The sequence below is a fragment of the Ruegeria sp. CK3 genome, from assembly GCF_056536565.1.
The window spans coordinates 70,913-92,284 of sequence record NZ_JBQFPV010000015.1 but is presented as its reverse complement, the minus strand read 5'-3'; the positions used below and the strand labels follow the sequence as shown (position 1 = coordinate 92,284).

Below are 21,372 nucleotides of genomic sequence, written 5' to 3'. Positions count from 1 at the left end.
AGTGAAACACCCGGTCCCATCCCGAACCCGGAAGTTAAGCACTGCCGCGCCAATGGTACTTGGGCTTAAGCCCCGGGAGAGTAGGTCACCGCCAAACCTAGTAAAAGCCCAAACATCTCTCTAATACGATCAGCAGAACACGACCCGGCCTCATGTAGCGTAAGCGCTAGGCCACCAAAGTGTCGCGGGATGGAGCAGCCCGGTAGCTCGTCAGGCTCATAACCTGAAGGTCGCAGGTTCAAATCCTGCTCCCGCAACCAAAATCCAAACAGCCCGTTCAAACTACAATTGATCCACTGGATCAATCGCTAAACGTCCTTACCTCGTCAGGCTCATAACCTGAAGGTCAGAGGTCAAATCCTAACTCCAAAACCAATACTCTAGCTCAAATATCAAGTACTTAGCCTCGCACCACGCGAGGCTTTTCGGTTCCAGAAACACCGCTGGAAGCACTGTGAAAGCAAACGGAGCGGAAGTGAGGTGTGGTGAACGCGCAACAGAGGCTATTCGCACACATCCAAAAAGAAAGGTCGAGATGATAGCAAAGCGTACATTGCGCGCCATTTGAATGCTGCGGGTGCATTCGGCAGCTACAATCCCAGAGCGGACCCAACAGTATTCTGAAAATATTCCCGGTAGTTGATACACCCCCCAGCCTCAAAGCCTGTTGATCTAGCCAAGTTCGCCATAGTGCGCTTGAACAAACTCCAAACCTCAAGGCAGATTGGTTTTCTTGATTTCAATAAGTTATATTCGAATGTGATTACCTGAATGCGGGGAGGGGCAGGTGAACAGTTCTATTTCTGATGAGGCAATGGCAAGGCTCCCGTTTTGGGTAACACCCCCGGGGGAGACAGACGGTTTTCTGATCGTTGTTGGGTTGGTTCTAGTCATAGTGCTGATGGGTTTTGGTGCGCTTTACTTCACCGTACAGGCCATTCCAGACCGCATGGCAGCAGGTGCTCACAAAGTGCAAATGCAGTTAGTCGGTGTGCTTGGATTGATCTCCCTCTTCACCCTCAACAACGCTTTCTGGATCGCAGCAATTCTGATCGCCGCCGTGCCCTTGCATGAAATCTTTCCGCTCAAGACCGAAGTAGACATCTCGGAGAGCGAAGATGCTTGAGTTGGTCTTCTCTGCACTGATCACAATCGTCCCGGACTACCTTTATCGCCGCTACAAGCAGGGCAAGCGGTGGGGCCACGAAATAACCCTATTCAATGTCTGGTATGAATTGCGGTGGGGTTTGACCGCCTGTGCAATATTGGCTGTGACGCTGATCACGGTGATCTTCTATTTCCACCCCTCAACGCGGAATGTCTCAGCTGCATTTCGCACAGTTACCATTCTGTCGGATCGCGTGGGGCGGGTCGCGGAAGTCTACGTTGCCAATAATGAGGACGTTATGGCTGGCGAGCCGATTTTCCGACTGGACACCACACGGCAGGAGGCAGCAGCAGAAACGGCTCAGCGACGTATCGAGGAGATTGAGGCGGCTTTAGGCCTGACCGCAACGGAAGTTGCGCGTGCCACCGCCAGGGTTGAGGCGACAGAAGCTGACCTTGCTCAGGCGACGAGTGATTTGGAGCGACGTCTGGAGCTTGCGGAGCGAAACAACACCGTTGTTAGTGAGCAGGAACTGGAACGGTTGCAAACCGCAGTGACCGGCGCAGAAAGTCAGCGCGCAGCCGCTATTGCCTCGTTAGACGGTGCCAAATTGCGCCAAACCACACTTCTCCCTGCACAGCTTGAAACTGCGCGTGCGGTTTTGAGAGAGGCTGAGAATGAGATATCAAAATCCACCGTATTTGCCGAGGTGGATGGGACGGTAACGCAATTTCTCCTCAAGCAGGGTGATATCGTTAATCCAATTCTACGCCCTGCCGGGGTTTTGGTGCCTGAGGTTACCGGACAGGGGCGTTTTATCGCAGCTTTTGGTCAGATTTCTGCCAGTGTACTAAAGCCAGGTATGCTGGTGGAAATTACCTGCGCGTCTAAACCGTTGACTATAGTCCCGATGGTTGTGGATGACGTGCAGCGGGCAATTGCTGCGGGGCAGTTCCGACCGGGTGATACGCTGTTGGATCAGCAGGATCGAGCGCGACCCGGTACAGTTACAGCGTTCCTAGCACCTATTTTTCCTCAGCATCTTGATAGCATCCCGCCAGGTAGTGCGTGCGTGGGCGTTGCGTATACGAGCCGAGCAAAGGAGATCGACGCTGGTGAGATCACGGGCCTGTCTGCCTTCATCGCAAGGATTGTGGATGGCATGGGTATAGCAAATGCAATTGTCTTGCGTGCACAGGCCATTCTGCTTCCTGTTAAGACATTGGTATTCAACTAGGCCCCCAAATGGCAGTGAGGTAGAGTTTCGCTATGGGTTGCGACGCCAGCTACATTTGCACGTTTCTATCGGTTGTCCTTTGGGACCTGATCTACCTGTCACCGATACTTCTTTTCCTGTTGGTTTTGGTTTGCATGCTGGGGATATCAATTGGTCGGATCGAAGGCTGGTCGACCGGAGCGAGTCTTTACCATGCGTTCATAAACGCAACTACCGTTGGCTACGGAGACATTAGGCCCGAGAAACCCACGAGCCGGGTTTTGTCGGTTATCAACGCATTTGTTGGGCTTATCTTTGCGGGCATTGTCGTCGGTATAGGTGTACATGCCGTCGAGACATCAATGAATATCGAATTTTGATTTGTCTAGGTTTCAAGAGACGCGAATGGCCAATATGTCTGCGTAGGGGTCGTCAACGTCGACGAGTGCGGTACCCGTAGCGAACTTCAGTTTGGTAGCCACTCAAGACAATCAAAACTTTCCGTGCGCCTTGGCAAGCCGTTCTTCGAGCGGTTTTGTATGTTGTCGCTGATTGGAGGCGCAGAGGAACAAAGCAGACTTTCGAAGGCGGCTAAATCCCCAAAGCTATCGTTTGAAAAAAGCAAACAGCTGGAAAAACAGAGACTAACCTCCGGCTGGATAAAAAGTCATTAGCTGCTACTCTGATCCTATGGCGCCGCGCTTTGCACTTGGTTTGAGGGGTCTTTCCGCAGCTTGAGAATAATTCTGATCATATTGGCGACTATCTTCGGGCTTGTTGAACCGCGAGCCGGACACGCGTGTGGGGTTTGTATCGAGCGGCCCGAGGCATCGCTTGCAGATCACATCCTGTCGGCTGATTTCATAGTTCTGGCAGGCCCTGCGGCCGAAAACCCGTTCAGATACGGTGTGCAGGAGGTTCTGAAAGGACAGTGGGAAAACCTCGACGATGTGCCGGATATTCCCTTCCTCATTGATAGCGTTACGCGACGCGCCTTTCGCTTGGATCCTGCAAGATCTGTTTTGTTGACCTACGGGCCGGATTATCAAGAAAGCACTGATCGAAGCTTCTCGAAGGCGTGGCGGCGTATTTTTCTGGTCGACCCAAACAGAGCTGAATTTTTTGAGGACTTGAGCTCGGCCGGTGCATTGTGGACGTACGGCGAAACGGACACTCAGGACCGTGTTCAGTTTTTTACCGAATATTTGTGGCACCCGGACACCGCGCTTCATAACGCGGCCCTGATAGAAATCGGGCGGGCACCCTACAAGCTTGTGCGCCCAATCGGTGACACGTCCACAACAAGGCAGATTCTGCGGGACTTCAACGATTTGAACCGCTTCCCCTATAGATCCGTCGCAATTCGCCTGTTGGGTCTGCAAACAGATCCACAGGCGCGCTCGATCGTGAAGGCGCGTTTTGCTGACGTGCTGGCCTCGGGCGACTTACATTCTTATGAGTGGGCACTTGCCGGTATAGAAGCGGGGAAGGAAGCCGCTATCAACGCAATCGGGTTGGCGCTGCAAGATAGGCAAAAGACGTCGCTCGACAGACAGCCACTTATTCGCGCTTTGGCCGAGGCCGGTGAATCGCAGGCAAGATTCAAGCCTCAGATCATCCAGATTTTCTCGGAAGCTTTAGAAACGGACTCGGACCTGGCCCTGCAGATTGCAATTGCAACGCGGCAATGGGGGAGTTCACAGTTACACCAGCAGTTTGAGGCTTTGCTTGCCCGGGCTGATACGAACCCCGCCACTCAGTTTGCCCTCAATCTGGCTTTGGGGACCAGAGTGGCATCTGACTAAGCCGCATTTGAACGGTGTTTGTTTTGCATGGGTTTCGAATAACAAGGAACGCTTAAACCGCTTAGCGAAGGGCCGGAGCAAAGCGCGCCATAAAACAGCTCGAATTGGCGTCGATGGACGTTCGAATAACGACTGAAGCACGCTTTCTAAAAAAACCTCAAAGAAAGCAGAGACCTATGATATAGGTAAATTCTAATATGTTGTTCGTATGGGCGCCCATGGGTGCCAAACTTAATTTTTTTGTAGGGAGGTGAATATGTTTCGGCTATCCGTCTGTTTGGTTTCGCTTGTGTTGGCACCATCAAGCGTACTGTCTGACGCGGTTCCAAGCGAAGAGGCCGCAGAAGGCTTGTTCCAGGACCAACCGTATTCACCTTACGCCAACCGAAGTTTCCCTGAACGTCCACTTTGGGGGGATACGCATCTTCACACGGGGCTATCGCTGGATGCCGGTGCGTTTGGCAACACATTGCTGCCCGATGAGGCTTGGCGCTTTGCCAAGGGCGAGCAAGTCATCTCATCCACAGGTCAACCTGTCCGGCTGTCACGACCGTTGGATTGGATGGTACTGACAGACCATACTGACCTGATGGGCTTTGCCCCGGACCTTCAGGCCGGTAAGCCGGGCGTTCTGTCTGATCCCAAAGGCTTGGAATGGTACGAAGGCTACAAGGCCGGAGGAGAAGAGGCTGGAAAAACGGCCTTTGATATCATCACCAATTTTTCGCAGATGACTTTGCCCGAGGTGCTCCTGGAATCCTACAGCCCGGGCGCGGACGCGTTTGCGTTTACGTGGGAACATATTGTTCTTGCTGCCGAGCGGCATAATGACCCCGGCGAGTTCACGGCCTTCATTGGGTTTGAGTGGACATCGGTCCCGAAGGGGTTCAACCTGCACCGGAACGTTATGCTGCGGGATGGTCCCATCCGGGCACTGCAGATGGTGCCTCCGGTCACACAACCGCCCTATGGTGATACGGATCCCAAGTCGCTCTACGCATGGTTGGAGGAGTATCAGGAAAAAACCGGCGGCCGGGCTGTGGCCTTTGCCCATAACGGCAACCTGTCGAATGGTTGGATGTTCCCGACAGAAGATACCTATCACGGCGGTAAGGTCGACGAGGACTACGTCGCAGCCCGTGCGAAATGGGAGCCACACTATGAGGTCACGCAAATCAAGGGTGACGGCGAAGCGCACCCCTTCCTCAGCCCCGATGACGAATTTGCAGATTACGAAAACTGGGACGTAGGCAATCTTGATATCACCGAGTTGAAAACCGATGACATGCTGGCCGGAGAATACGCCCGCGAAGCGCTGAAGCGCGGTTTGATGCTGGAAGAAAAGTTCGGCGTAAACCCCTACAAGTTCGGAATGGGAGGGGCGACAGACAGTCATACCTCTTTGGCCACCGCGGAGGAGGACAACTTCTTCGGCAAGTCCGTAAGTGTCGAACCTTCGGCCTCAAGGATCAAACATCCGTTCATTGCCAATGACCTTGGCGAAATCCCCGGCGATCTGCTTGTGGCGTCCGGATATACGGCCGTCTGGGCGACCGAAAACACGCGTGCCGCGATTTTTGACGCGTTCAAGCGGCGCGAGACATATGCCACAACCGGCCCCCGGATTGGTCTGAGGTTCTTTGGCGGATGGGATTTCAGTGACGCAGATGTGGAAACCCGCTTTCTTGCGGATGTTGGTTATACCAAGGGTGTCCCAATGGGGTCTGACCTGCGTCCACGCGAAGGGGATGGGGCTCCGTCCTTCCTGATCGCAGCGCTGCGTGACCCGGTTGGTGCCAATCTGGATCGCGTGCAGGTGGTCAAAGGGTGGCTGGATGCCGAAGGCGCCATGCAGGAAAAAGTCTATGATGTAGCGTGGTCGGACGACCGCGTTGCGGACGGCAATGGCAAGATCCCTGCGGTTGGAAATACGGTTGACGTTGATACCGCCAGCTGGACCAACACAATCGGCACGGCTGAACTGGTCACCGTTTGGTCCGATCCAGATTTCGACCCGAATGAGCGTGCCTTCTACTATGTCCGGGCCATCGAAATCCCTACCCCGCGCTGGATCCTGTATGACAAACTTCGGTTCGGGGCCGAATTGCCTGAGGACGCGGTCCTGACACATCAGGAGCGCGCCTATTCCTCACCGATTTGGTATACGCCTTCCGAGTGAGCTGTCTTGAAAACTCAGCCGACCGCCGGAGTCTGGAATATCACTCCGGAGGTTTCCTTGCGCCTCACAGCAGGCAGGGCGTAGATTTATGTGCAAACCGTTTCCAAAATCGACGGTCAGAACCTGAGTGCATTTCCAGCAGGAGCCTTCATGCGTTTGCTAAAAGAACCGCTGTTCCATTTCTTCCTGATCGGAGCGGCCATATTCATCTGGTTCCACATCCTATCTCCGGAATCCGAAGCCGCCGTAGACCTTGAGCGGATAGAAATCACCGAGCAGGATGTCACGCTGCTATCTGACCAGTTCGAAGCCCGCTGGAAACGCCCACCCAACACGGCCGAGCTGCAAGCCCTGGTCGACGCCTCGGTCCGGGAAGAGGTTCTAGTGCGAGAGGCGAAGAAGCTTGGTCTTGATCGTGGTGACACAGTCATCCGATCCAGACTAAGCCAAAAGATGGGCTTTCTGACCGAAGCCATTGCCGCATCAGTTGTTCCGGAAGACGACGTGCTAGAGGCGTTTCGTCAGCAAAATCTGGATCAATACGCGACCCCTCAAAAGATTGCTTTCACTCAAGTCTTTCTGGGCGAAAACCCCGCTGACGGCGAAATCGAACAGGCATTGGAAGCGTTGCGCGCGCAGCAAGAACCGGCAGATCTCAGCAAATCAACCCTCTTGCCCGCCTCGATGCCGTTGTCAGCCACACGGGTTGTCGACTCGGTTTACGGAAATGGGTTCTCGGATGGTTTGACACCCCTCGCAAAGGGGGAATGGGCCGGTCCGGTTTTGTCGGGCTACGGTGTTCATCTGGTCAAGGTCCTTGAGATTGAACCCAGCCAAAACCCGCCATTGGAAGAGATTCACGAGGTCGTATTGCGGGACTGGCTGCGTGCGACAGGCGAGGATTTGGCGCAAGCGCAATATGAAACACTGGCCCAAGGCTATGAAATCATAGCTCCGAATGTTGCGGAGCTGTCTGAATGAAGGCGGCACTCTGTTTTCTGATCTTGCTGCTGTTTACATTCACGGCAGACAAGGCAACCGCGCATGCTCTTGATCCCGGATATCTGGAAATACGCCAAATCGCATCAGAGAGTTGGAGCGTTCATTGGCGCAAACCGGATGTGAATGGCCGACCGATGGCGATTGACGCTGTATTGCCCGAGGTCTGCACCCCGGCCCGAGGGCCAGACCCGGTGGCCGGGAACAGGGCCTGGGTCTCGTCGTGGGTCACAGAATGCAGCGCGGACATTGCAGGTCAGCCCATTGCGGTTGAGGGCTTGGAGACCCAAAACAACGATGTTTTGGTGCGCTTGCATCCGTTGCAGTCAGAACCGGTGACCCTTCGTTTCACGCCGGATGCTGCCGTTCAGACCATACCGGTGGCACAGTCAACATGGTCCGTTTTGGCCGCGTATTCCGTCTTGGGGTTCGAGCATATCCTGGAAGGCTGGGACCATCTTCTGTTTGTCCTTGCCTTGTTTATTCTGGTGCGTGATCGCTGGCGGCTGGTCGGGGCCGTCACAGCTTTTACCCTGGCGCATTCTATCACTTTGGCTCTTGCTACCTTTGGCGTTCTGAACGTTCCTGGACCTCCGGTCGAAGCTGTCATAGCGCTCTCGATCGTTTTTCTGGCGATGGAGATTGCAAAGGATGGCGAAGGCAGATTCCGGCTGTCAAAGGAGAAACCATGGATCGTCTGCTTCGGCTTCGGGCTTTTGCACGGGCTGGGCTTTGCTGGCGCTCTGGCGGATATCGGTCTGCCTGCGAACGACATTCCTGCGGCCCTGCTGGCGTTCAACCTTGGCGTTGAAGCTGGGCAGCTGTGTTTCATTGGGGCTTTGGCCCTTGTGGTTGCAGTATGGCGGCAGGTAGCGTTGCCACTGGGCCAAAAGGCCACGATCGTTGCTGCCTATGGCATTGGTTCCGTGTCGATGTATTGGTTGATTGAGCGCACGGCCGGATTTTGACGCCAGGCCCTGCCTTCGGATAATGAACGCGTCTCTGCTTTTGATGACAGCTTCGCGACCTATGTCCAAAACGTGTTTCGTCAAAAAGAAAAAACACCCGGTAAAATGACGAAATCACCCGTTAAATCGTCAATTTAGCCCCTGCGAAATGACGATGTTCTCCGCCACTCTGGATTGAAAATCAGAGGGAGGAGGCGCGTTATGGGTTGGAATATTTGCATCGTAGGGGCTGGCAAGATTGGGCAGATGATTGCCACGCTGTTGAAAGGGTCGCCGAACTACAGCGTTACGGTTGCGGATCATGACCTTAGGGCCTTGGGCGATATTGCCAAATTGGGTGTGGTGACCAAGCAGATTGATGCCTCGGATATTGAAGGTCTGGCGCAAGGGCTGAAGACATTTGACGCAGTGATCTCGGCGGCTCCGTTCTTTTTGACACCGAATATCGCGCAAGCTGCCCAGCAGGCCGGAGCACATTATTTCGACCTGACCGAAGATGTCGCGGCCACCAATGCGGTGCGCGCTCTGGCGGAGAACAGCAAGACCGCGTTCATGCCGCAATGCGGGTTGGCGCCCGGTTTTGTCGGGATCGCGGGGGCATCGCTGGCGGCTGAGTTTGATGAGATCGACAGCCTGCATATGCGGGTCGGGGCCTTGCCTCTCTTTCCGACCAACGCGTTGAAATACAACCTGACTTGGTCGACCGATGGACTGATCAACGAATACTGCAACCCGTGCGATGCCATCGTGAACGGAGAACGGGTGAAGACCGCTCCGTTGGAGGACTATGAGGTTCTGGGCCATGACGGGGTTGAGTATGAGTGCTTCAACACCTCAGGCGGCCTTGGAACCCTTCCCGAAACCCTGGAGGGCAAGGCACGGGCGGTGTCCTACCGCTCGATCCGTTATCCGGGTCATTGCGACATCCTGAAACTGCTTTTGAACGATCTGGGGCTGGGTCAACGCCGCGATCTTTTGAAAGAGATTTTTGAGGCCGCCCTACCGCGCACTGATCAGGATGTTGTGCTTGTCTATTGCACCGCCAAAGGCACGATCGACGGTGCCCTGCGCGAAAAATCTCTGATTAACAAAAGTTTCGCACGTGAGATCAACGGACAAGTCTGGAGCGCCATTCAGGTCACCACTGCAGCGGGCGTACTCGGCGTGGTTGATCTGATGCGTACGGGCGTTCTGCCCTCGACCGGTTTTGTCCGGCAAGAGCAGGTGAAGCTGTCCGATTTCCTGAACACCGAATTTGGCCGGCTCTATCGGGCGGGCGACGTAACCCCACAGAACAAGGCGGCGTAAAAGATGAAAGACGTTGTGATGACTGCAGAAACCACTCTGGCAAACCTCGACCTGACCGCGGCGGAGCTGACAGGGGGAACGTTGGCGGTACGGTCTCCGATCGACGGGCGCACTCTGGCCGACGTGCACGAAACACCGGCCTCTGAAATGGAGGCGATCCTGACCAATGCCAAAACCGCCTTCAAAGCGTGGCGCACCGTGCCCGCCCCGCGGCGGGGGGAACTGATCCGTCTGCTGGGTGAGGAATTGCGCGCCGCCAAGGACGACCTGGGCGCCTTGGTTAGTTGGGAGGCGGGCAAGATCACCTCGGAAGGTCTGGGCGAAGTGCAGGAGATGATTGATATCTGCGATTTCGCCGTCGGCCTGTCGCGGCAGCTTTACGGTCTGACCATCGCCTCGGAGCGTCCCGGCCACCGGATGATGGAGACGTGGCACCCGGCAGGTCCGGTTGGCGTGATCTCGGCCTTCAATTTCCCGGTTGCGGTCTGGTCGTGGAACGCAGCGCTGGCGCTTGTCTGCGGCGATCCGGTGATCTGGAAACCGTCTGAGAAGACGCCTCTGACCGCGATGGCTTGCCAGAAGATCTTTGAACGTGCGCTGGCCCGGTTCGGGGACGCGCCCGACAACCTGTTGCAAACGCTGATTGGCGGCGCTGCTCTGGGTGAAGCCCTAGTGGCCAGCGAAGACGTGCCAGTCATCTCGGCCACCGGCTCGACGCGTATGGGCCGCGCGGTTGCGCCGATTGTGGCTTCGCGGTTCGGCAAGTGCATTCTGGAACTTGGCGGGAACAATGCGATGATCGTCGGCCCGTCGGCCGATCTGGAAATGGCGGTGCGGGCGATTGTCTTCTCGGCGGTCGGAACGGCGGGTCAGCGCTGCACGACTTTGCGTCGCCTGATCGTCCATAACTCGATCAAGGATGAGTTGGTTGCGCGTCTGAAGAAAGCCTATGCCGGATTGCCGATTGGTGATCCGATGGCCGAGGGCACATTAATCGGCCCGCTGGTCGATGAGGCCTCGGGTGCGGCGATGACGGCGGCGCTGAAGGCCGCAGAAGCCGAAGGTGGCGTGGTCTTTGGTGGGAAGCGCGTCACCGAGGGTGTACCGGGTGGCGTTTATATGGAGCCAGCCATTGTTGAAATGCCAGGCCAGACAGAAACGGTTAGAACGGAAACCTTCGCGCCGATCCTCTATGTCATGAGCTATGACGATTTCGACGATGCCATCGAGATACAGAATGGTGTGCCACAGGGACTGTCCTCATGCGTCTTCACCCTGAACATGCGCGAGGCCGAGCAGTTCCTGACCGCAGCCGGATCGGATTGTGGTATCGCCAACGTTAATATCGGCCCGTCAGGTGCCGAGATCGGTGGCGCCTTCGGTGGTGAAAAAGAAACCGGCGGCGGGCGCGAAAGCGGCTCGGACGCGTGGAAGGCCTATATGCGCCGTCAGACCAACACGGTAAACTATTCGGCAGAGCTGCCGCTGGCGCAGGGTGTGAAGTTCGACATCTGAACGCTCGTCCGGCGGCGTGATCGCGCCGCCGGGTTGTCAATCTGAAAACAGGTAGTCCAATTGCATGATGGATTGGGCTGTCTCGGTTTTCACCCCAAGGAACTTGGTGATTGCGGCCTCATTCTCGGCCCGATCCGATGTCTCGCGCAGGCGAAGATAGCCATCAATTCCGGCTTTACGGATTTCCTCGGACTCGTGTGCCAGATCATTGCGCAGGGTGGGCAGCAGGCGCGCGACGGTCTCGGATGGGCTGTTTTCACCCGATAAGCCAACCCGGCGCGCATGGCCGATCAGGTAGTCGTCGGAATACTGACACTCGATTTCCAACAGATGGGTCTTAGCGGCGTCGCCGCAGAAATCCTGGATAGCGTCCAGATTGGCTGGATCGAGGCACAGCGCAAGTTGGTTCGATTCGAAATGATCAAACAGCATCCGAACAACAGCCCGCCTGTGGCGTGAACGTTTGGTCAGAGTCGTCTCGATCCCACCCAGATCAGGTAGCGGAGTGTCCTGCTCGTTGAACAGATATTCGGCGCAGGGGATGTCGGTGACCGAAGCGATCTGATGCACCAGCCGCTTTGCCACGTGCCACTTTTTGCAAACGATCAGAAACAGCTCTCGTTCTGGGCCAAGCGTATTCCCGGCCTCCCAGAACCGTTGACCGAACCGGCGGCCTACACGCCCACGCCCAGCAAGGAAGGCATAGAGGTTGCGCCCTTCATCCGAGATCGGGAAATCGACACCAGTGCTGGCGTAGAGGGTTCCGAGACGCTCTTTCAGCTCATGCGCTTCGGGGCTGATCTTGCGGGCAAACAGGTAATTCTGCCCCAGCAACATGTCGAAGTGATCATTGTAGAAGGTCACCGGCATGCCGTAGTCCGAGAACATAAGGAAGGTTAGCGTGCGGTTTTCGATTTCGTTCTTCGGGATCAGGTGCCGGACCAGCGTCTGAAAGAAAGTCTCGTCCGGGATCCAGGTGGAGGAGAAGAACCGGACCACATCGCGCCGCTGTTTCAGGAAATCCAGAATCATCTCGACCGTGCGGCGGCGCAGGCACCACCACTGGCTGCCGATCATCACCTGGATATCGTCGGGGATGTCGCGTGTGACGTTGAACCGTTTCTGCAACTCGTAAGAGGTATAGAACCGTTTGGGCTGCGTGCGTTCGTTGAAGTAATGGCGGTAGATCAGCCGGTCTTCTTTCATGCCGGTCTTGATCCAGTTGCTAGCGAAAAAGTCGTGACTTTCGATGAAATCCGTGTCGTGTTCGTCCAGAAAGTTATGGGCGTATTCTGCCGTTTTGATGGCCATGCAATCGCCCGACAACATGTAGAAATGCGTGGCACGGGGAAAGGCGCTTTCGGCTGCTTGCAAGGCGTGTAGGGTGGCCTGCACCAAAGACCACTCACCCCAGCCGCATTTAATGCGTTTGGCGGCGAAGGTGACGTTCGGGTTGTCCTTCAGGGCCGTGCGAATGCGGTCATAGTCCGATGCCTTCGCCCGCGCATCGAAATGGATTGCCATATAATCGCCAACGGCGGTCAATTGCTCAGCCTGCGCGATGATCGCGTCGGGTTCCTTGTGACACAGCAATATGTAGGCAATCTTCGCCATGTGGGTCCGCTATTTCCGTTTCTGCCCGTTTGCACTCGTGATACTGAGGATGAGCGATTGAATAAACCGAATAGTTTTGGTTCTTTGCTTGTAAAACGACTTGCGCGTAACAAGTTCCGAGATTTTGAGGAGGCATAGCAGATGGGGTTCCCCGGCACCTGGATGACCGAGAGCGAAAGCATGGTTTACCGTGTTGTGCCGAAATGTGCCTGCTCGACCATTGGCCAGATCATGTACTATTCCGACCATGGCCAGTTTTTTGATGGTGACATTCATGATGCCAAGGACGGGATGCATAAATGGGCCTTTGACCACAGCCAGGGCATGATCTCGGCCAATGTGCGCAATCACGGGTCTTATGCGTTCACCTGTGTGCGCAATCCCTATACGCGGATCCTCAGCTCTTTCTTCGACAAAATCTGTGGCATTCAGCGCAACGGTAAGCGGTACCGGGGCAAGCTAGTACCGACGCTGGTCTATAACTACGGGATCGAGGTTGGTGGTGAAGATGGAAAGGGTGAGTTCGACCAGATCGCCAGTTTCCGCCGCTTCCTTCTGTTTGCGCGGGATACGATCCGGTGGCGCAGGCCCATGGACCCGGATATCCACTGGTCGGCCATGTCTGGCCACGTGTCGACCTTTGTGGTCAATGGCGGGCGCTACGACAACATTTTCTGGACCGAGAAATTCAACGACGGGATGCAGGACGTTCTGAACCATATCGAGACCGCGCATCCCGTGACCTTGTCCGAGATCCCGAGGTTCAACGAATCCGAAGGCCACGGACCCAAGCGCGCTCACCCGGTCGAGGACTATTTCGACGATCTTTCGATGCATCTGGTTTACGAGATCTACAAACAGGATTTTGAGCTGTTCAAATACGATTTCGAAAACCCGGCAAACAAGATGCCCGTAGGTGAGATCGACTTGGATGAAATCCACGCGAAACTCGGGTCGTAGTTCTGGCTGATTTGGGGCGGGGAATGCTCCCGCCCATCGTCAATGTCTCTGACGAGACATCTCCTCTGGTCGGGCCCGGGAGCGTTTGGGATTACGTCATTGGCCAGCGAGGTGTCGATTCCCAGCGAAAACGGAGTTGGCGGTCTCTCAATGCTCTGTTCGTGGGTGAAGGTCTGACGGCCAGTTTCTGTAGTCTGGGTGGGTCTCAAGACGTGTCGGGCGCATGAGTGTATCCTGAAGAGGAACGTCCGACTGTCGGATTGCTCCATCCGCCTCAAAAAAGGCCCCATCCGCCTAGCGGGTGGGGCCTTTGGATTTCGCTTCCGAAGACGTTACAGCTCGCGCACGGCTCCCTTTGCTGCGCTGGTGGTCAGCTTTGCATAAGCCTTCAGCGCAGTGGACACTTTGCGTTTGCGCGGTGCGGCTGGGGCCCAGCCTTTTTCGTCCTGAACCTTGCGCCGTTCGGCCAGATCCTCATCCGAGACCGCCAGATGGATCGAGCGGGCAGGGATGTCGATTTCGATCTTGTCGCCGGTTTGCACCAACCCGATGACGCCACCTTCAGCCGCCTCAGGCGAGACGTGACCAATCGACAGGCCCGATGTTCCGCCCGAGAAACGGCCGTCAGTCAACAGAGCGCAGGCTTTGCCCAAACCTTTGGATTTCAGGTACGAGGTCGGGTACAGCATCTCCTGCATGCCCGGTCCGCCGCGCGGACCTTCGTAGCGGATGACCACCACATCGCCCTCTTTCACCTTGCCGGTCAGGATGTCGCTAACGGCCTGATCCTGGCTCTCGCAGACATATGCCGTACCGGTGAATTTCAGGATGTTCTCATCCACACCCGCGGTTTTTACGATACAACCGTCACGGGCAATATTGCCGAACAGAACTGCCAGACCACCGTCCTGACTGAACGCGTGCTCCTTGGAGCGGATGACGCCGCCTTCGCGGTCGGTGTCCAACTCTTTATAGCGGTTCGACTGGCTGAAGGCCTGCGTGGTGCGCACGCCGCCCGGGGCCGCTTTGAACAGCTCTTGCGCCTTCGGGTTGTTGGCAACCTTGATGTCCCAATTGGCAATCGCCTCGCCCATGGTAGCTGAATGCACGGTGCTGCAGTCTTCGTGCAGAAGCCCGGCGCGGCTCAACTCTCCGAGGATCGAGAAGATACCGCCTGCGCGGTGGACGTCCTCCATATGCACGTTCTCGGTGTTGGGCGCGACCTTGCACAGACACGGCACATTGCGGCTGAGGCGGTCCATGTCGGACATGTCGAAATCGACACCCCCTTCATAAGCGATGGCCAGCAGGTGCAGAACCGTATTGGTCGATCCGCCCATTGCGATATCCAGCGACATGGCGTTCTCGAACGCCTCGAACGTGGCGATCTCGCGCGGCAGGAAGCCCTTTTCGTCCAGATCATAGTGGCGTTTGGTGATCTCGACGATCCGGCGCCCGGCTTCAAGGAACAGGTCCTTACGGTCGGCATGGGTCGCAAGGGTCGAGCCGTTGCCCGGCAGCGCCAGCCCCAGCGCCTCGGCCAGACAGTTCATCGAGTTTGCGGTGAACATGCCCGAACACGACCCGCAGGTGGGACAGGCGTTTTCTTCGATATGCTGCACCTGCTCGTCGGTGAACTTGTCATTGGCGGCGGCAACCATCGCATCCACAAGGTCGATCTTTTTGGCGTCCAGATCGGCGATGTCGATCTTGCCCGCCTCCATCGGCCCGCCCGAGACAAAGATCGCGGGGATGTTCAGGCGCATTGCGGCCATCAACATGCCCGGAGTGATCTTGTCACAGTTCGAGATACAGACCATCGCATCGGCACAATGCGCGTTGACCATGTATTCCACCGAATCCGCGATGACCTCACGCGAGGGCAGCGAATACAGCATCCCGTCATGGCCCATTGCGATACCGTCATCCACCGCGATGGTGTTGAACTCTTTGGCAACGCCGCCAGCGGCCTCAACCTCGCGCGCAACCATCTGGCCCAAGTCTTTCAAGTGGACGTGGCCGGGCACGAATTGGGTGAATGAGTTGACGATGGCGATGATCGGCTTGCCGAAATCGTCATCTTGCATACCGGTGGCGCGCCACAGGCCGCGGGCACCGGCCATGTTGCGGCCATGGGTAGAGGTTCTGGATCGGTACATTGGCATGATGCTGTTTCCCTTTTGCCCCGGTTGCGATATGCGGGGTGCGTACGTTATAGCGCACGTACCACATGTGCGTTATAACGCACAAGACAAATCGTTGGGCGCGGATATGGAATCGGACGAAATTACGCTGAAACTAAAGGAAGTGCGGGCTGCATCGGGCCTCAGCCTGTCTAAAGTGGCCGAGTTGACGGGCGTAAGCAAAGCCATGCTGGGTCAGATCGAGCGTGGCGAATCAAGCCCCACCATCGCGACCCTGTGGAAAATCGCCAAGGGATTTCAGGTTCCGCTGAGCGCCCTGATTGGGACATCGGACGCGCGTGCGCAGGGCGTGTTCCGGACCGTGACCTTTCCGGGCAGCATTCAGGTCAAGATCGTCTTTCCCTTCGATCCCGCCCTTGGGGCCGAGACCTTCCATGTCGAACTGGCCGCCAATCAAAGCCACGAATCCCCGGCCCATGCCGCCGGGGTGACCGAGGAGGTCTTTGTGCTGAACGGCGCACTAGAGGTTTTGCAGGATGGCAAATGGGTCGCTCTCAAGGCCGGTGAGGGGCTGCGCTTTGCCGCTGATCTACCGCATGGCTATCGCGCTGGGTCAGATGGGGCGGCCTTTCTGAACATGCATCATTATTTTCAACCGGCCGAGCTGGCCTCGGTCGGGTAATCCGGCCTTTCAGGATTATTTGCAATGACGGACGTGCTGAACAGCCTGACTATCGTGGATGCCGTGGGATCAGCCGGTGCGCTTGTCGTGGTCGCGGCCTATTTTGCGACGCAGATGCGGATGATGAATTCCGACGATCTGGCCTTTCCGATGATCAATCTGCTGGGGTCGGTGCTGATCGCCTACTCTCTGCTGCATAACTTCAATCTGGCCTCTATGCTGATCGAGGGGTTCTGGATTGTCATCAGCGTGATCGGGATAATTCAGTATTTCCGGCTGAAACGGCGCGCGGAATAGCGCTAACCCGGCTTGAATACGGCCCTTTGCGCGTATAGGGAAAACTCAACCGCGCTTAGGGGAGGCTTTGATGCAAGACGATCCCAAAACCCTCGTTTCTACCGACTGGCTTGCCGCCCATCTGAAGGACCCGGATCTGCGGATTCTGGATGGCTCGTGGTACCTGCCTGCGCAGAACCGTGATGCCAAGGCGGAGTATGAAGCGGCTCACATCCCCGGCGCCCGGTTCTTCGATATTGATGACATTTCGGACCACCGTTCGGACCTGCCGCATATGGCCCCTCCGGTCGAGAAATTCATGTCGCGCCTGCGCGCTATGGGAGTGGGCGATGGTCATCAGGTGGTGGTCTATGACGGGGCCGGGCTGATGTCGGCCGCGCGTGTCTGGTGGATGTTCCGGCTGATGGGTCAGGAAAATATCGCCGTTCTGGATGGTGGTCTACCGAAATGGCAGGCCGAGGGGCGCGAAGTTGAAGACCTGCCGCCCGTGATCCGCGATCGCCACATGACGGTGCGGGTGCAGAACCATCTGGTGCGGGACGTGACTCAGGTCTCGGCAGCCGCCAAGCTGGCCGATCATGAGATCATCGACGCCCGCTCAGCCCCCCGTTTCGCGGGTACCGAGGCCGAGCCGCGCGAAGGTCTGCGCTCGGGCCACATCCCGGGATCGCGCAACGTGCCCTTCGGCCAATTGCTGAACAAGAACGGCACGATGAAATCGCCCGAGGATTGCCGCGCCGTTTTCGAGGCCGCAGGCGTGGATCTGTCTAAACCCGCGATCACCTCCTGTGGGTCGGGCGTGACAGCAGCGATCCTCAGCCTTGCGCTGGAGCGCATGGGCAAAAAAGACCACTCGCTTTATGACGGGTCATGGGCCGAATGGGGCGCCTTCCCAACCCTGCCTGTCGCAACCGGAGAGAACTGATGTTCGAGAACCTCAAGCCGCAGCCAGCCGACAAGATCCTGGCGCTGATGCAGATGTACCGTGAAGACCCGCGCGATCAGAAGATTGATCTGGGTGTCGGTGTCTACAAGAACGCCGAGGGCGTGACCCCGGTGATGCGCGCCGTGAAGGCCGCCGAAAAGCGCATTCTCGAAGAGCAGGAAACCAAAGCTTATACCGGTCTGGCAGGTGATCCGGCCTATGCCGATGCGATGATCGGCCTGATCCTCGGCGACGCAGTACCGCGCGCTAATATTGCCGCCGTTGCGACCCCGGGTGGCACCGGTGCCTGCCGTCAGGCGTTCGAGATGATCCGCATGGCCAACCCCGAGGCCCGCGTATTCGTGTCGAACCCGACATGGCCGAACCACCTGTCGATCCTGAACTATCTGGGCATGGAGACTGTCCAGTATCGCTACTTCGACGGCGAAACCCGTGGTGTCGATTTCGATGGAATGATCGAAGACCTGAAAACCGCCAAGGCGGGCGACGTGGTTCTGCTGCATGGTTGCTGCCACAATCCCACCGGCGCGAACCTGAACCTCGTGCAATGGCAAGAGGTCGTGAATCTGATCAACGAGCTTGGCCTCGTGGCGATGATCGACATCGCCTACCAGGGTTTCGGCGACGGTCTTGAGGAAGACGCGCAGGCAACCCGTCTGGTGGCCTCGTCGGTCAAGCGCTGCCTAATCGCAGCGTCCTGCTCGAAGAACTTCGGCGTGTACCGTGAGCGTACTGGCCTGCTGATGGCGATCAGCGACGATGCGGCGCAAACCTCGCTGAACCAGTCGACGCTGGCCTTCCTGAACCGCCAGAACTATTCATTCCCGCCGGATCACGGCGCGCGCGTTGTCACCACGATCCTGACCGATGACGCCCTGCGTGCCGATTGGCAAGCCGAACTGGAAGAGGTCCGCCTGTCCATGCTGGGCCTGCGTCAGCAGCTGGCGGATGAGCTTCAGCGCCTGACCGGGTCGGATCGGTTCAGCTTTGTCGCCCAACACCGCGGTATGTTCTCACGTCTGGGTGCTGCGCCCGAGCTGGTGGAGAAGCTGCGCGCGGACCACGGGATCTACATGGTCGGCGACAGCCGGTTGAACATCGCGGGTCTAAACGCGACAACTGTGCCTATTCTGGCAAAAGCGATCGTGGATGTGGGCTGCTAAGCCACCCTTTGGAAATCAAGAAAGCCGCGAAATTCGCGGCTTTTTTGCTTTGAAGCTCAAGACTTGATCCAAACCCACGCCTTATCAAGTTCGTCGGTGGTAAAGTGCTTTTCACCGATGTCGATCATAGCGGCAAATTTCGCGTCGATCTCGACCAGGTGACCCAAGAACACGCTGTCAGCGACAATCGCCAGCTTACCAAGTTTCTTCACATTCTTGATGACCCATTTCAGATCAGTCATAGCGGCCTCAAATGTGGCAGAGACCCCTTTGTCGACGACCACGAGCACGCTGATCTTGGCGTGATCTTTTAGAATGTCCTCGGCTTTTTCGATCAACTCACGTTCCTGCGTGATGTCGATTTTGCCGGAAATTTCTAGGCCAAGGATATTGCCCTCGCTTTGGTCCAGCACCTTGTACATAACTCTCTCCCGATCTGATGTACGTCTTTGCGACCGTTGATTGGTCGGCTGTTTTCAGTGTTCAGCCATATACCAGAGTTGAGGGTGCAAGGGATCAACCAAAAGTAAAATGGCCCGGCATTGCGCCGGGCCATTCCAATGGTTCTGTAAGCGGCACTTACCCTTTCGAGAACTCGGGGTAAGCTTCCATGCCCAGTTCTGCCATGTCGAGGCCGTTGATCTCGTCCTCTTCGCTGACGCGGATGCCAACAATGGCTTTCAGGATGGTCCACAGGATCAGTGCGCCAACAAAGGTGAACACACCGTAGGCCGCGATACCCAGCAGCTGGGTGCCCAGAGACGCCTCGCCGTAGAAGATGACGGCGATGGTGCCCCAGATACCTGCGAACAGGTGAACCGGGATTGCGCCGACAACGTCGTCCAGCTTGAACTTGTCCAGCATGGGGACAGTGAAGACCACGATGATACCGCCAACTGCACCGATCCACAGCGCACCGAACAGGGTCGGGGCAAGAGGTTCAGCGGTGATCGAAACCAGACCGGCCAGCGCGCCGTTCAGCACCATGGTCAGGTCAGGCTTTTTGTACAGAAGTTGGGTCAGGATCAGCGCGGTTACGGCACCGGATGCAGCTGCCATGTTGGTGTTGGCAAAGATGCGCGACACGTCCGTTACATCGCCCACGGTGCCCATCGCCAGCTGCGAGCCGCCGTTGAAGCCGAACCAACCCAGCCACAGGATGAACGTACCCAAAGTTGCCAGCGCCAGGTTCGAACCGGGCATCGGATGCACTTTGCCGTCCTTGTACTTGCCGATGCGCGGGCCCAGAACGATCACGCCTGCCAGGGCTGCCCAGCCACCGACCGAGTGTACGACGGTCGAACCAGCGAAATCCGAGAAGCCAGCTTCAGACAACCAGCCGCCGCCCCACTGCCAGGAGCCCGAGATCGGGTACAGGATACCGGTCAGCACGACTACGAAGATCAGGAAGGGGAACAGCTTGATCCGCTCGGCCACTGCACCCGACACGATGGACGCGGTTGCAGCCACAAAGACCAGCTGGAAGAAGAAGTCCGACCCGATCGAGGCATAGTCCAAAGCAGCCTCGGCAGGGTCAACACCAACCGGGTCAAGCACGGTTGGGCCACCAATGGCAAAGAAGCCGTTGAAATCGCCCGGGTACATCGTGTTGAAGCCAACCAGCCAGTACATGATTGCGGCGATGGAGAACAGCGCCACGTTCTTGATCATCTGCATGGCCACGTTCTTGGAACGCACCAGACCGCCTTCCAGCATGGCAAAGCCTGCCGCCATGAAGAAGACCAGGAAGCCCGCCATCAGGAACAGCAGGGTGGTGAAGATATACTGGGTGTGCAGCGCAGCTTCGCCTTCGGCGGCAGCCTCTTGCGCCAGACCCATCTGCGGCAACGCGACAATCGCGGCAGCAGGGATGAGAGATTTCATCAGGTTCATAGTCAGTCCTCGAATGATAGTGAGTGTGGGCGCCTTACAGCGCCTCTTCGTTCGTTTCCCCAGTCCGCACGCGCATGGCCTGCTCGACATCGAGGACGAAAATCTTGCCGTCACCGATCTTGCCGGTCTTGGCGGTGTTGGTGATGGTCTCAACGATCTGATCGGCCATCGTTGCAGGTACCACGATCTCAAGCTTGATCTTGGGTACGAAGTTCACGGCGTATTCCGCGCCACGGTAGATTTCGGTGTGACCGGATTGCGAGCCGAAGCCCTTGATTTCGGTCACCATCATGCCGCGTACGCCCGCTTCGGTCAGTGCCTCGCGCACCTCCTCGAGCTTGAACGGCTTGATTGTCGCAATGATCAGTTTCACGTCTGTCCCCTCTACTACTCCGGATCGGGCCGGCTTGTTTGCACGTGCAGAAAAAGAGCGCGTGTCGGGGCGTTAAGGAACGATTCCCCGACGTGAAACCGACTGAAAATGACGCAATATTGCACAATTTTTGCACAAACAGTGCTTGATGATTAAAAATTAGGCGAAAATGGGAAGGGTAGTTCCGGAAAATCGGACCTCA

Annotated in this window: 19 protein-coding genes, 1 tRNA gene and 1 rRNA gene; 16 read left to right on the top strand and 5 right to left on the bottom strand. The window is 56.7% G+C overall.

What is annotated here, in order from left to right:
* The 11 genes from rrf to amaB form a co-directional block, all read left to right on the top strand.
* Window positions 1-97 (top strand): 5S ribosomal RNA (gene rrf / locus ACR0C3_RS21200); the annotation flags it as partial.
* 86 nt (window positions 98-183) lie between these two features.
* Window positions 184-260 (top strand) — tRNA-Met (locus ACR0C3_RS21195).
* 527 nt (window positions 261-787) lie between these two features.
* Entirely contained in the window at window positions 788-1,126 is a 339-nt protein-coding gene (locus tag ACR0C3_RS21190; RefSeq protein WP_480760386.1) for a hypothetical protein, read from the top strand.
* Window positions 1,119-2,345, top strand: coding sequence for an HlyD family secretion protein (locus ACR0C3_RS21185; protein ID WP_480760384.1), 1,227 nt, complete (start codon window positions 1,119-1,121; stop codon window positions 2,343-2,345). The genes ACR0C3_RS21190 and ACR0C3_RS21185 overlap by 8 nt, the downstream gene beginning before the upstream one ends.
* 32 nt (window positions 2,346-2,377) lie before the next feature.
* Window positions 2,378-2,704, top strand: coding sequence for a potassium channel family protein (locus ACR0C3_RS21180; RefSeq protein ID WP_480760382.1), 327 nt, complete (start codon window positions 2,378-2,380; stop codon window positions 2,702-2,704).
* A gap of 375 nt (window positions 2,705-3,079) precedes the next feature.
* On the top strand, window positions 3,080-4,129 hold the full coding sequence (locus ACR0C3_RS21175) for a hypothetical protein (RefSeq protein ID WP_480760381.1): 1,050 nt from the start codon (window positions 3,080-3,082) through the stop codon (window positions 4,127-4,129).
* A gap of 256 nt (window positions 4,130-4,385) precedes the next feature.
* Window positions 4,386-6,308 (top strand): DUF3604 domain-containing protein, encoded by a 1,923-nt coding sequence (locus ACR0C3_RS21170; protein WP_480724568.1) that lies wholly within the window; start codon window positions 4,386-4,388, stop codon window positions 6,306-6,308.
* A gap of 150 nt (window positions 6,309-6,458) precedes the next feature.
* Window positions 6,459-7,289 carry a peptidyl-prolyl cis-trans isomerase gene (locus tag ACR0C3_RS21165; protein ID WP_480760380.1) on the top strand — a complete coding sequence of 277 codons (831 nt, stop codon included), beginning with the start codon at window positions 6,459-6,461 and terminating at the stop codon, window positions 7,287-7,289.
* Window positions 7,286-8,275, top strand: a complete 990-nt coding sequence (locus ACR0C3_RS21160; protein ID WP_480760378.1) for a HupE/UreJ family protein — start codon at window positions 7,286-7,288, stop codon at window positions 8,273-8,275. The genes ACR0C3_RS21165 and ACR0C3_RS21160 overlap by 4 nt, the downstream gene beginning before the upstream one ends.
* Before the next feature lie 201 nt (window positions 8,276-8,476).
* A complete protein-coding gene (locus ACR0C3_RS21155) occupies window positions 8,477-9,583 on the top strand; it encodes a saccharopine dehydrogenase family protein (protein ID WP_480760376.1) in 1,107 nt (368 codons plus the stop codon).
* An 18-nt stretch (window positions 9,584-9,601) separates the two neighbouring features.
* On the top strand, window positions 9,602-11,098 hold the full coding sequence (gene amaB, locus ACR0C3_RS21150) for an L-piperidine-6-carboxylate dehydrogenase (RefSeq protein ID WP_480760387.1): 1,497 nt from the start codon (window positions 9,602-9,604) through the stop codon (window positions 11,096-11,098).
* Window positions 11,099-11,134: 36 nt separating this feature from the next.
* Here the strand turns inward: amaB and ACR0C3_RS21145 are convergent, their stop codons facing one another.
* Window positions 11,135-12,712, bottom strand: coding sequence for a DUF5928 domain-containing protein (locus tag ACR0C3_RS21145; RefSeq protein WP_480760375.1), 1,578 nt, complete (start codon window positions 12,710-12,712; stop codon window positions 11,135-11,137).
* A gap of 141 nt (window positions 12,713-12,853) precedes the next feature.
* Here ACR0C3_RS21145 and ACR0C3_RS21140 point away from each other — a divergent pair, with 141 nt between their 5' ends.
* On the top strand, window positions 12,854-13,672 hold the full coding sequence (locus ACR0C3_RS21140) for a sulfotransferase family protein (protein WP_480760374.1): 819 nt from the start codon (window positions 12,854-12,856) through the stop codon (window positions 13,670-13,672).
* Window positions 13,673-14,004: 332 nt separating this feature from the next.
* Here ACR0C3_RS21140 and ilvD read toward each other — a convergent pair whose 3' ends face one another.
* Window positions 14,005-15,837: a dihydroxy-acid dehydratase gene (ilvD, locus tag ACR0C3_RS21135; RefSeq protein WP_480760372.1), complete on the bottom strand. Its 1,833-nt coding sequence runs from the start codon at window positions 15,835-15,837 to the stop codon at window positions 14,005-14,007.
* Window positions 15,838-15,943: 106 nt separating this feature from the next.
* On the opposite strand from ilvD, the gene ACR0C3_RS21130 reads away from it, so the two are divergent.
* The 4 genes from ACR0C3_RS21130 (at window position 15,944) to ACR0C3_RS21115 (ending at window position 18,904) form a co-directional block, all read left to right on the top strand.
* Window positions 15,944-16,498, top strand: a complete 555-nt coding sequence (locus ACR0C3_RS21130) for a helix-turn-helix domain-containing protein (RefSeq protein ID WP_480760371.1) — start codon at window positions 15,944-15,946, stop codon at window positions 16,496-16,498.
* Window positions 16,499-16,522: 24 nt separating this feature from the next.
* Window positions 16,523-16,795 carry a CBU_0592 family membrane protein gene (locus ACR0C3_RS21125; RefSeq protein ID WP_480760370.1) on the top strand — a complete coding sequence of 91 codons (273 nt, stop codon included), beginning with the start codon at window positions 16,523-16,525 and terminating at the stop codon, window positions 16,793-16,795.
* A gap of 70 nt (window positions 16,796-16,865) precedes the next feature.
* Window positions 16,866-17,720 (top strand): 3-mercaptopyruvate sulfurtransferase, encoded by an 855-nt coding sequence (sseA, locus tag ACR0C3_RS21120; RefSeq protein WP_480760368.1) that lies wholly within the window; start codon window positions 16,866-16,868, stop codon window positions 17,718-17,720.
* A complete protein-coding gene (locus ACR0C3_RS21115; RefSeq protein WP_425084761.1) occupies window positions 17,720-18,904 on the top strand; it encodes an amino acid aminotransferase in 1,185 nt (394 codons plus the stop codon). Before sseA ends, ACR0C3_RS21115 begins: the two co-directional genes overlap by 1 nt.
* Window positions 18,905-18,960: 56 nt before the next feature.
* Here ACR0C3_RS21115 and ACR0C3_RS21110 read toward each other — a convergent pair whose 3' ends face one another.
* From ACR0C3_RS21110 to ACR0C3_RS21100, 3 genes are all read right to left on the bottom strand, one after another.
* Window positions 18,961-19,326 (bottom strand): SpoIIAA family protein, encoded by a 366-nt coding sequence (locus ACR0C3_RS21110; protein WP_480724558.1) that lies wholly within the window; start codon window positions 19,324-19,326, stop codon window positions 18,961-18,963.
* Window positions 19,327-19,483: 157 nt separating this feature from the next.
* A complete protein-coding gene (locus tag ACR0C3_RS21105; protein WP_170555187.1) occupies window positions 19,484-20,797 on the bottom strand; it encodes an ammonium transporter in 1,314 nt (437 codons plus the stop codon).
* A 34-nt stretch (window positions 20,798-20,831) separates the two neighbouring features.
* The gene (locus ACR0C3_RS21100; RefSeq protein WP_170379789.1) at window positions 20,832-21,170 is read right to left on the bottom strand and encodes a P-II family nitrogen regulator; all 339 of its coding nucleotides are present in this window, start codon (window positions 21,168-21,170) and stop codon (window positions 20,832-20,834) included.
* Between the last annotated feature and the right edge of the window lie 202 nt (window positions 21,171-21,372).